Source organism: Mediterranea sp. ET5 (genome assembly GCF_023337025.1).
GTDB lineage: Bacteria > Bacteroidota > Bacteroidia > Bacteroidales > Bacteroidaceae > Phocaeicola_A.
The window spans coordinates 76,952-88,522 of the sequence record NZ_JAMBLN010000014.1 but is presented as its reverse complement, the minus strand read 5'-3'; the positions used below and the strand labels follow the sequence as shown (position 1 = coordinate 88,522).

The 11,571-nt window shown below is 52.2% G+C and carries 8 protein-coding genes; 7 read left to right on the top strand and 1 reads right to left on the bottom strand.

Going from position 1 to position 11,571, the window contains the following annotated elements; genetic code table 11:
* Positions 1 to 921 precede the first annotated feature (921 nt).
* On the top strand, positions 922 to 1,335 hold the full coding sequence (locus tag M3087_RS09635) for a DUF5053 domain-containing protein (RefSeq protein WP_249095320.1): 414 nt from the start codon (positions 922 to 924) through the stop codon (positions 1,333 to 1,335).
* 76 nt (positions 1,336 to 1,411) lie between these two features.
* Here the strand turns inward: M3087_RS09635 and M3087_RS09630 are convergent, their stop codons facing one another.
* A complete protein-coding gene (locus M3087_RS09630) occupies positions 1,412 to 2,401 on the bottom strand; it encodes a DUF5106 domain-containing protein (RefSeq protein ID WP_249095318.1) in 990 nt (329 codons plus the stop codon).
* Between the two features lie 604 nt (positions 2,402 to 3,005).
* Between M3087_RS09630 and M3087_RS09625 the strand changes: the two genes are divergently transcribed.
* The 6 genes from M3087_RS09625 to M3087_RS09600 all read left to right on the top strand — a co-directional run bounded on the left by M3087_RS09625 (position 3,006) and on the right by M3087_RS09600 (position 11,570).
* A complete protein-coding gene (locus M3087_RS09625) occupies positions 3,006 to 3,572 on the top strand; it encodes a DUF3575 domain-containing protein (protein ID WP_022383726.1) in 567 nt (188 codons plus the stop codon).
* A gap of 20 nt (positions 3,573 to 3,592) precedes the next feature.
* Entirely contained in the window at positions 3,593 to 5,035 is a 1,443-nt protein-coding gene (locus M3087_RS09620) for a DUF3868 domain-containing protein (protein WP_249095316.1), read from the top strand.
* 69 nt (positions 5,036 to 5,104) lie between these two features.
* Positions 5,105 to 6,820: an Mfa1 family fimbria major subunit gene (locus tag M3087_RS09615; protein WP_249095313.1), complete on the top strand. Its 1,716-nt coding sequence runs from the start codon at positions 5,105 to 5,107 to the stop codon at positions 6,818 to 6,820.
* 171 nt (positions 6,821 to 6,991) lie between these two features.
* On the top strand, positions 6,992 to 7,936 hold the full coding sequence (locus M3087_RS09610; protein ID WP_249095312.1) for a FimB/Mfa2 family fimbrial subunit: 945 nt from the start codon (positions 6,992 to 6,994) through the stop codon (positions 7,934 to 7,936).
* Between the two features lie 33 nt (positions 7,937 to 7,969).
* On the top strand, positions 7,970 to 9,919 hold the full coding sequence (locus tag M3087_RS09605; RefSeq protein WP_249095310.1) for a hypothetical protein: 1,950 nt from the start codon (positions 7,970 to 7,972) through the stop codon (positions 9,917 to 9,919).
* Positions 9,920 to 10,013: 94 nt separating this feature from the next.
* Positions 10,014 to 11,570, top strand: coding sequence for a hypothetical protein (locus M3087_RS09600; RefSeq protein WP_249095309.1), 1,557 nt, complete (start codon positions 10,014 to 10,016; stop codon positions 11,568 to 11,570).
* Position 11,571: the final 1 nt, after the last annotated feature.

Sequence of the window (11,571 nt, the reverse complement as noted above, 5' to 3'; positions counted from 1 at the left end):
GTTTTCCATCAAACTAGCGCGCGATTGCAAACAAATGCAAACAAAATCCCCCGAAAAGCCCTCTTATTTTAGAAAACTATACATCTCATTTTCGAAATACTTACATTTTAGCGCCCAAACAATATTGTTTCACGCGTCAAACACTTGTGTTTGGCAACTCAAACAATATAGTTTCACCACCCAAACCATATTGTTTCATCCGCGGAAGTCAAATGTTTGAAGAATGAAACGCAAAAATCCCAGGTTTCATTCTCCAGAAGGAGTACCGTGTCAACAAATCGGAAGCTATCACTACGCCCATCCTATTTCCCTCCCACTGTCATTCAGAAACCACTACCGCTCCATGAACATCCGAATAACACCCCTTCTCCCGAATCCGCATCAATCTGTATTTTGCGAATCGCCCGAGAACGCCCTCGGAATCCACCCAATCGTATTTTTGTGCGAGCAAGGCCTCTGTAGAGCCCTTCGTTTGACATTTTGTCAATTGGAACGATTGCCATCAGGTGACGATGTATTGCACCTCATACATTATTACCCCTCTTATTCCGCATTTTGATTCGATTGAAATCCTCCAATAGAAATCCCTACAATTGTACCATTCCTGATTGGACCGGGCGCCCAGACCGGTCGCCCCTACATTTTGTTTTATTGGACATCGTGCCGGGAGGATAATTGTATAATTGAAGAGGTTACCGTTTGTCATTTGCATCAGATGATGGACGATAACAAAATAATTATCAAAATACTTGTGCGGCGATAATAGAAATGTTATCTTTGTGCCGTCATCAAAAAGAGCTCTTTGAATGACTGATGAAGCAGCTCACAGGCAAACAGTAGAAAGGTGGCCTGTCGCAAAGCTAGCAGCGGCAGGCCTTCCTTCATCACTTATGAGTGTAAAACCCCAAAATCTCCAAAAATATGGATACAATACAGGAATACAGGATGCTGAAACGTCGTTGGGTTGAAAGCCGCGGCGAAGAGCGCGAACAGGTTCAGAAGGAGCTTGATGTTTTCTTTGATTCACTTGATGAGGCAGAGCGTCGTCAGGTTATTGAGGCTGTTGATGATGATTTTGAAGCGATTCATCAGTGTATAGAGGAAGCAAAGGATTTGAAATTGCGTTCACAAATGGAGCAGGTATTGCCTTTCCTGTCGATTTCAGCCCTTGCCAAGCATTATTTCGGAAAAAGTGCCTCGTGGTTTTATCAACGTTTAAATGGTAACATCGTTCATGGCAAACCTTGCCGTTTTACTCCGGAAGAGTTGGAGAAGGTGAAGCTTGCACTCAATGATATCAAGGATAAATTGTCGGCAACAGTGTCAAATATTTGAGACGATGCTAGGGGCGACCAGACCGGTCGCCCCTACGGACATACATGCCGCAAGGAACATTGTCAATTGTCAATTGTCAATTATCAATTGTCAATTGAATAGGATTGCCAATTGAATCAAACAGGCTCGCCGCAATCAACACATACGGGCGGTCCTTCACCAACACATTCTTGGCGGCATCGAGCAGGTAGAGGGAGGGCAGCGCCTTCAGGTCATACAGCGCCTGTTCCTGGACGACGTAGCGGTCTGAACCGACGAGCCATCCCTCAGGGAGCGACGAAAGGGTCGACTTCCAACGCTCCTGGTCCTCCTCCGCATAGATGGCAAGGACCGTCAGCCTGCCATCCGCCACAGCCTGTGACAACTGGTCGTCCTGCTTCATCCTTGCCAGCGTACGGCGGCAGTTCGGGCAGTCGGCATCGTAGAAGAAGAGCAGCAGGCGGTCGCCCTTGACAGCGGTCTGCAGCAAGGTGTGGCGACGTCCGTCCGGTGAAAAATACACGAAGTCGGTCGCCCGTGTGCCCGGCATGTTCCGTTCGACCAGATGCAGGCGGAATGCCAGCGTGCTCTTCCGCGCATCATCCAGCATGCGGCTCTCCAGCATCCGCCGGAGGTAGACGAGGTAGAGCTCTTCGTTGTAATAAGGTGAATTGGCATCGTAGAGATAGGTGTCAATCATGTCCATGAACACCCGCCGTGCCTGTTCGTGCGGTTCCATCTTCTCGCAGAGCGCACGGATGCCTGCTTCAGCGGACGCCTTCTCGATGGGCACCTGCAGGTAGAGGTTCAGCTGGTTCAGGAATCCCCGTTCGCACAGTTCCCGGTCGCCCGTCAGCGTCGTGTCTGCAAAATCGAAGTTGTCCCACAGATGGGCGAACAGGTAGTTCGCCTTCCCCTCCTGGGTGGTGTACAGGGGCGGAATCTCCGGAAATGGAAATTCCTTGGTCACACGGACGGAATCGCGGTCCTGCACCTCCGCCGTCCCGGTCTGTCTGCCGGACGAACTGCATGAATAGCCGGCAAATGCCATCCATCCTGCCAATACGCAAAAAATGATTTTCTTCATAGTCATGTCGTTAAAGCGCGACAAAGATAATTATTCAATTGACAATTGACAATGGACAATTGACAATTGACAATCTCTTCAATTGACAATGGACAATCTCTTCAATTGACAATGGACAATTGACAATGGACAATTATCCTTGCGGCATGTATTCCTGTAAATAAAATGTAGGGGCGACCAGACCGGTCGCCCCTACATTCTCCGCCTGATGCCGCAGGGTTGTTGTCAATTGTATGAATGACACTTCTATTAAATTTTTCATCATAATGTGAAGGCTCTATAATCTTAATTTGGTTAATCTAAGTTAAATGGGGGGGGGTAATTCTGTCTATGACGTTGCGAACCTTTACTCCGACGGGGAAGGTGTATGCCTTTAGAAACAGGGAAAATAAGGACTTTGATAATTCATTTATTTAACTTTTCTATCTTGGAAGAAATTGCAGAAGTGGAATCAATGTGTTGCAGATATGAAATAAATACAATAGCTTTGCAATGAAACTTGAACAAAAGTTTACACATTTTTAATCGGGCGTCTGTCTTTCTTGCCCGGTTGGATGAGTGACTTTAGGAGACAAAATATAGAATGAAAAAGACGAGTTGTTGTATGATTCTTGTTGCCCTGACTCTCTTTATATGGGGCATACAAACCGCATCGGCGCAAACATGGGGCATCAAGACCAACGCGCTGTACGATGCAACCCGGACCGTGAACATCGGAACCGAATTCGCCTTGTGCAAGAAATGGACACTGGACGTCAGCGGAAACTACAACGGATGGAACGCCGGAAGCCGCTGCGAGAAGATGAAGCATTTCATGGTCCAACCCGAACTGCGCTACTGGACTTGCGACGTGTTCAACGGTCACTTCTTCGCCCTGCACGCGATGGGCGGAGGATACAACATCTCAAACGTCCGCTTCCCCTTCTTTACCCGGAAATTTGATGACGGCAACCGCTACGAAGGCTGGTTTGTCGGGGCAGGTGTCGGCTACGGCTACTCCTGGGTGCTCGGCAAACGCTGGAACCTCGAAGCCGAAATCGGAGCGGGCTATGCCTATTCCCCCTACGACAGCTACGAATGTCTGGAGTGCCGGCGGAGCCTCGATTCCGGTACGCGGCACTACTGGGGCATCACCAAGGCTGCCATCTCACTGATTTATTTCCTTAAATGAAAAGACACGGAGGAACCATCATGAAAAGATATACGTTCATTCTCGCAGCGATGCTGATCGCCGGTCCGCTCTATGCCGACGGCAGAAAAAGCTACCTCGAACAGATTCAAGTCAATGACCTCAACGTCCGCAGGGAAGGGCAGAGGGTCAATCTCTCTTTCTTGCCGGACTTGAGCAACCTCCGTGTGCGGACGCAGGACCGCCTCTCGCTGGTCCCGGTACTGGTCAGTGCCGACGGACGCCACGAGCGTGCCCTGGAACCGATTGTCATCTACGGACGGGTGCGCGGCGTAAAGCTGGACCGCCAGCTGATGCGTCAGGCGGACGTTCAGGACTACGGCGTCACGGTCCGTCGGAAGGGCGGACACTGGGAGGCGCCTGCCTACACGGCTTCCGTGCCTTTCGAACCCTGGATGCGCAACGCCACGCTCAACCTGCGCGAGTATGTCACCGGCTGTGCCGGCTGCGAGAAGGGCGACTTCGTGACCACCATCGACCCTCACATCCTGCCGTTCGTGGCGCCTGCCTATGCACGGGCAACCGTCGCTCCGCGTGAGGAGGGGGTGAAGCACCGCAGCGTGACCTTCCGCGGACGCTTCCAGTTTGAGCTCGACCGCCACGATGTCTTGCTGGACTACAAGGGGAATCGCGCGAAGCTCGACGAGATGCGTGCCCGCATCGACTCGGTGGCAAACGACCCGACGGTGACCATCTCCGCCATCGAGGTGCAGGGTTACACCTCACCCGAGGCTCCCGTGGAATACAACGAACGCCTGGCACGGAACCGCGCCATGGCACTGGAAGAATACATGAAGCAGCAGTTCCCGCAGATTCCTGCCGACAAGTGGAAGGTGTCCTGGCCCAACGAGGACTGGACGGAACTTCGCCGGCAAATCGAGGCGGACCGTACCCTGGAGGGGCGCGACCGCGTGCTGCACATCATCGACACCGAGCCGGATCTCGACCGGCGCGAGTGGCTCATCAAGATTCTCCGTCCGGAGAGCATCTACCGCACCATCTACGAACGTTATTATCCTTATTTGCGACATAATGATTACGTGGTGAGCTTCACCGTACGCAATTTCAGCGTGGAGGAGGGGCGGCGCATCATCCTGGAGAAACCGCTCCGCCTGAGCGCTGCCGAGGCTTACCAGGTGGCAATGAGCTATCCCGAGGGCTCGCCCGAACGGTTGCGTTCGATGCAGATTGCCGCCGCTACGTTCAACCGCGATGAGGCTACGCTGCACAACCTGGCGGTGGAGCTGATGTCGAGAGGCTTGCATGCCGACGCGCTGAAGGCGTTGGAGGAAGCACCCGAAACGGGCGACCTGCTCAACCTGCGCGGAGCTGCCCTGGTGAACCTGAACCGTTACGCAGAGGCAGTCAAGGACTTCCGCCGGGCGGCTGAACTGGGCAATGCCGATGCACGGACGAACCTCGACGAACTGGACGGGGTGCGTTGATACGTCCCTATATATAATAAGGAAGAGATTTTTTTAATTAACTATATTACTAATCTAAACTCTGTAACAATGAAGTTGAACAAGTTTTTTCTTTTCAGCGCAGCCGTGGGCTTAGCCCTCGCGTCTTGCTCTGACGATGTTGTCAACAGCGTTGACAATGGTAAGGATGTCAAAGGTGATACTTATGTATCTCTCTCTGTGGAATTGGCTGCCCAAGGTGGTACTCGTGCTGCCGGAGATGAGGCGAGCTCAGAAGCGGGCGAATTCGTAGGTGAAGGTGGCGAACGCAAGGTAGCTAAGCTTCGTTTCCTGATGGATGACGGAAAAGAGGATATGACGATTGCTGACGGCACTTATTATCAGAATCTGCCCATCAATAGTATAGAAAATGAAAAATTCTATAAATGGAATGCAGATACTGATGAGTACCATTCTTATATCTGGGAAACTCAAGAGTCTACAGCTGCTAAGACGATGAATATCATCTTGAATGGTAATACTGCAACTGAGAATGCTCGAGCTCTTACGAATCCTGAGATTGACACGAAGGATAACCTGGCAATGATTGCCGATTTTGCTTCGGCAGATGGATTCACCATGACCGGTGCTAAGAAGTCTTATCCTATCTTCAAGAAGACCAAGCAGGAAGTGTTTGATGGAAAAGACTTAGGTCCTGCTGCAAACAACTTCCAGTTTAATGTAACACGCGTTTTGTCAAAGGGTGTTGTAGTATACAACATTGCTGATGGCGATGAAACGGTGAAAGCCGGTACTGTAACTTTGGGTAAGATTGCCAAGGATGCAGGTGAAATCACATTCTCCGGAAAGAATGGTGCTACCAAGTTCTACCTCTTCGATGGTGAAGGTAAATCTGCTATTGCTGGTTCTACTTATGCTGCCAGTCCTGCAGATGCTGCAACACAAGGTTTGTTCCGTATGTCCAACTTGGCTACACAGTATGCTGACAAGAACTCTAAACAAGTAAGTGAGGTTAAGAATGAAGATCTTGCAGCTGCTTATCAAGCTAAAAAGGCTGTCGCTCTTGCCGGTGGTTTCACTGCTGCTACTCAGTTGGAGGGTAAGGCTGGTGTGTACTTCTTCGAGAACACAGCCGACTCTTATACCGGTGACAACATGCTCCACGGTTACAACCGTTTCGCTACGGCTAAGGTATATGTGACCTTTACTCCGTCTGAAGTTTACTCATATGACGATGCTGATTTCATCACGAAGGAAGCTTATGAGGCACTTGATGATGCAACGGTAGAACAGACTTTGGGTAAGGATGCTTACGAAGCTGTTGAGTATAAGTCCGACGCGACTAATAAAACAACTGTTTACTTGAAGAAGGCTGCTGAGTTGAAAAAGAACACCAGCTATGAAGTGGGTAAAACTTATGTATTGGGTCAACAGACCGGTAAGTTCTATGCTAACAAGCAGTCTGCTATCGCTGACGATAATACGACAGCTGTGACTTATGCTAACGGTCGTGGTGGTTACCAGGCTTTGTGGAATGTGAAAGCTCTGGATGATCAAAAGAACCCGACAAATGCTGAAACATGGCGTAACAGCATCTACGTACTTGAAATCAACGGCTTCACCGGTATTCCGTTCGCATGGGATCCCTCTGACCCCAACGACCCGAACTTGCCTGAGACTCCGGGTGATGACAAACCGAACGTAGACGATAACCCGGGTCAAGGTTCTGCAACCTATATGCGCGTGAAGGCTACCGTCCTGAACTGGAAAGTTTCCAAGCGTAAGGTAAACCTCGGTGAATATTAATCCCATATCCAATAACCTAAATCATCCGGCGCGGAATGTCAGGCACATTCCTGCCTGACTCACGCCCGGAGCACATTCTATCGGGCAGGCGCACTGCCTGCCTGATAGAATGTTTGATATCCCCCTTGACGGGGTATCCCCCCAACTAGAAACAGTACTTTTGAGAAGATTATGAAAAAGAAATTGCTTACATACCTCGCACTGATTCTCCTCGCACCGCTTGCCGGGTCCTGTATCTATGACCATCAGGACGTCTGCCAGCCCGACCTGCAGGTGGAGCTTACCGCCATCGCCGACGATGAATGTGCCACTGCCGGTGGGGAAGGGGACTACTACAAGTATGACCTGAGCGCACTGCATGAGGTGCAGGTGGCTGTCTTCGACCGCAAGACGGGAAAGCTCGTGGATGTCCGGTCCGAGAAGAACGCGACGGCACTAAGCAATTACAAACCCATTTTCCCCATGCTTCCTGCCGGCGACTACGTCATCACCGTCTGGGCTGCCGAGACGCCCAACGACTACAACACCGTGACCGATGCCGTGCCCTGGAAGATGGACCTGCAGAAGGTGGCTGCCAACAACGGAAAGCTGCCCCAACTGTTCTACGGCGTGACGGAACTCAGCGTCCCCGTAAACCAGGACGAACATTTTACCCTGATGAATGCGACTGTGAATTTGCGTCCTTACGTCCAGACCTTCAGCGTCGGTTTCTCCGGTGCGAAAGCGGGCGAACAGCTGACCCTTACCTATAAGGACGAAAACCCACAGGTGAACTTCAGGCAGGGCAACATCGAACGTCCTACCCGGTACACCTCCACCACCACTGCCCGCGGTGCGGATGATGCCCTGCGCGTTGCCGTCCTCCGCATGGGAAACAGCTATGAGGGTGTACGCCTCACCCTGGCTTCTCCCGAGACAACCTATCTCGACAAGAGCCTTGCCGCCCTGCTCGACGACATCAGCAAGGCGAACGGAGGTATAAAGTGGAATCTGAACTGTCTGGCGGACATCCCCATCCATGTCGATGTGGAACCGCAAGAAACTTATATGCGCGTCACCGTACGCATCCTCGACTGGCAAGTCATCTACCGCCCCGTGAACCTCGGCGAGTATTGATAAAGCCCACGTCAACTAAAATACGAATTCTCTATGCGAAGAATAACGAACATACTGCTGACCACACTGGCTGCCGGTTCGCTGGTGGCATGCTCGGATGAGCGTCTCGTGCCTGCCGACCCTGACGGAAAGGCAGGACTCGGTGGAAGCTCCTATATGAACCTCAGCGTTTATGTGGGCGATCTGCCTTTTGGAGGTACCCGTGCCGGAGAGACGGAGGAGGAGACCACCACCACTGAAGGACTCAACGACGAGTACACCAAGGAGGGACGGGTGGCGTTCTTGCATCTCGCCATCAAAGACCCGGATGCGGACCAGGTAGTAGACAAAGGCTTTTTCACTGACGAGAAGACGCCGGAGGAAAGCTTGCTCATCTACGAGCCCCCTTACTATAAGTCAAAACATGCGTGGGAGATACGCCCCAAGAAATACTACTTCGGGATGTTTGCCAATCACCCCTGGAAGTGGGATCGTTACCCGGATACGGAGGACCAGACTCCGGACATTGATGTGGAGAGTCATCACGATTATTTCGACTCTGTCATCCTGAATCCTGAGTTGGGGAAGTTTGTCCTGATGTCGGATGTCAACCAGCTGGTGGACAACGGCTACCTGATGCAGCCGCAACTTGCCTTGGGTGACTATTGCTACACACACGACTTCACCATGTTGGCGAAGACCACGCAGGCTAAGACCATCATCCCCGGTGTAACGAAGGAGCAGGCGGAAAGCCCCATCTTCAATCCGCAACTGAACAACAACGTGGACTTCGACCTGGAACGTGTCGTGGCGAAAGCTGCAGTGACAGGTCCGATGTCGGCTCCGCTCACCCTCCGGGGCGAACAGGTCGGCACGTTTTATTTTGACTACTACACGGTGACCCGCCAGCCGGACCGTTTCTATGCACTCAGTGGTGCCGGGCAGAACCCTCCGCACACCATCTTCCTGAACAACGGGACTTATTCCACGGATGCGAATGCCGACGAGAACATTCCCATCGGGTTGCGCAGCCGTATTGACGAAGCCTATGACATTGGTATCTATGAATACGGTGTCATCGGACAGGACGGTTACCGGGATGGTTATCCCTCGGTTTACAAAGTGCTGCGTGTCAGCGATACCAATACGCCGCTCAACAAGTTGTACGGCATCTACCTGCCGGAGAACTTCCTGACCCGGGGCGAAGAGATGCGCTGGTTCAACACCTCGCACTTCAAGGTCTATGGTGTCTTCGACCCCAACGCGGACTTGTTTGTGGATGCCGAACTCTACAAGAGCAATGCGGACAAACGTCCTGCCGGCTGGGATCATACCTTCTACTACAACAAGACACTCAACCGCTTTTGTTATAAGCTGGCAAGCCTGTCTTCGGTCAATACTTCGACTGAAGCCGAGCGTGAGCAGATGAAGCCGGAGTATTGGTACAAGTATACCAACGGGCGTGGGTTCTACCGTACCCCCGTACACGTTTATCCCGCGGATGCCGACTTCAACCTCTACAGCAGACCCGTGACCAATGCTGATGTGGTGCGAAACAACTTCTACATCGTGGACATAACCGGTATCTCGGACATGCCCTCCAACTGGGACAACGTGGACAGCGGAAACCCCGGTCTGACAGCCGACAGACGACGCAAGCATGGCAACAGCGATTACCCCAGCCATCTCTTCCGAGACGAGGATCATAGATACGACACAGAGGCTGATCTAGGACACACAGAAGGCGCCGACCTGATAACGCCGCCCGATTATGTGGGCTTGACTCGCGATGTCCCCAACCTGAAGTATAACTACGAGTGGGGCAACCAGCTCTACATTGCCAAGCCTACTGACGGCAAGACCGACAAGCCCTATGACAACATCGACGAGAACACGCCCATCAACAGCAAGCGCGTGACCCTGCGTGTCCGTGCCCGGGTGATGAGGTGGAATGTGCGTATGGTGGACAGCCCCATGGGGTTGGGAGATGCCTCGACGTACTAATCCCGGAGAATCCCTTGCTGTCTCCCTTTCGGAGACGTGGGGGAAGAGACTGGAGTAAAACTTTTAACCTGATGAATAAACAAACGTGTAACCTATGAAACATACCTTATTCTATGTTTTCCTGCTGGGACTGCTGGCTGCCTGTGCCGACCGAGACTGGGAGCCGAAGGGGAACCCGGGACTGGAGGCTGGAGAGACCAAGCTGGTGATACGCACCACGCTCAAGCTCTTTGGCGACCAACCGGCAAACGGGATAACGTCGCGTGCTGCAGAAGAATACACCGATGCACCGGGTACCTCGGACGATGAGACTGCCTACCAGGAGCTGGTGAATAAATATTCCCTCACCAACGATTACGAGAACTATGTGGGCAATCTGCGCGTCTTCCTGCTGAAGGGAGATAACATCTACTATACGAAATCATTCACTTCAGCGACACCCATCCTCACCGAAGGCATGGAAGAGGGGTATCTCGCCCAGCCGGGGAACGAGACCATGGGTGGCGAATCGACCTATCAGGTGGAAATCGACCTGAGCGACCTGGAGCCGGGTGAGGTGACTGACTGGAGTCAGAAGTTCGACCGGGTGGTCCTGATTGCCAACCAGCCTTATGATACGGATGGCAAGAACCTCTATTTTGACGGGTTGAAGAACAAACCGGAGAGCATCACTTCCTTTGCCAGTTACAACGTGCCGCGCCGGATGGTCGTCCGAACCGATGACGAGCTGGAGGAGAGCATCGGCCGTCGGCAGGTGGGACTGCTGATGGTGGGGTATGCCGATGCCCTGTTTACTACCATCGCCGAACTGCAGGAGTTCAACTCCAACACCCTGATCAACCTGTGGCGTACCACGAACAAGACGGTGGTCGATGTCATCCGCGACAAGACGCAGAGTACCACGCAGTATCAGGTTGTCTACGGAGGTACGCTCATCAACCTGCCGCGTGTGATGCCGCTCGTGGCACCCATGTACTATACGCCGGCTGGCTCTACCTCGAAATACGGTACGGGCGAGTATCCCTACCTCCCTCTTTGGCAGGGGTACAACGGGGGGCAAAACCTGAAGCATCAGAACCTCAAACAATACATCGACGACAACACCAATCTCTATCCGGAGCTGGTGAAGGCGGATACCATCACACGTCCGGAAATCTATTGGAAGGAGGAAAAGGCTTACTTCCGCCTCGGCAAGGGATACGACCCCAACTATGATGAGTTCGATGCGTCGACCGACCGGAATGACAAAATCCGTTACGTGTTTTACCTGCCGCCGTTCTTCTATGCAAATGCCGACCAGCAGAAGACGGAGCCTTCACCGGGTGACCTGCCCAAGCTGAACATCTATTCCGCCTATCCCACGGAGGGGGTATCCGTGCCCTACGATGAGGAGAAGGAGCTCGCAGACCAGAACCTCCAGGTGAAGGCCTACACCTTGTTCCTGTATGGGAACGGCGACCCGGCAAAAGATGCCATGAGTGAAGAGAACAAATATTACCTGTCCAACCGCCTCAACTACTACCGCGTCATCTTCAAGGGCGACAAGCCGCGCGTGGTGCAGATTCAGTTTGACCTGCAATTCAACGAGGTGTTTGAGCGCGAGGTCTCCATCCTGGAGAAGCAGTTGGACTATGTGGACTCTGACCAATAAA

Excerpts from the sequence above, each read along its gene's own strand:
- M3087_RS09635 (WP_249095320.1), top strand. The coding sequence starts at position 922 with ATGGATACAATACAGGAATACAGGATGCTGAAACGTCGTTGGGTTGAA.
- M3087_RS09630 (WP_249095318.1), bottom strand. The coding sequence starts at position 2,401 with ATGAAGAAAATCATTTTTTGCGTATTGGCAGGATGGATGGCATTTGCC.
- M3087_RS09625 (WP_022383726.1), top strand. The coding sequence starts at position 3,006 with ATGATTCTTGTTGCCCTGACTCTCTTTATATGGGGCATACAAACCGCA.
- M3087_RS09620 (WP_249095316.1), top strand. The coding sequence starts at position 3,593 with ATGAAAAGATATACGTTCATTCTCGCAGCGATGCTGATCGCCGGTCCG.
- M3087_RS09615 (WP_249095313.1), top strand. The coding sequence starts at position 5,105 with ATGAAGTTGAACAAGTTTTTTCTTTTCAGCGCAGCCGTGGGCTTAGCC.
- M3087_RS09610 (WP_249095312.1), top strand. The coding sequence starts at position 6,992 with ATGAAAAAGAAATTGCTTACATACCTCGCACTGATTCTCCTCGCACCG.
- M3087_RS09605 (WP_249095310.1), top strand. The coding sequence starts at position 7,970 with ATGCGAAGAATAACGAACATACTGCTGACCACACTGGCTGCCGGTTCG.
- M3087_RS09600 (WP_249095309.1), top strand. The coding sequence starts at position 10,014 with ATGAAACATACCTTATTCTATGTTTTCCTGCTGGGACTGCTGGCTGCC.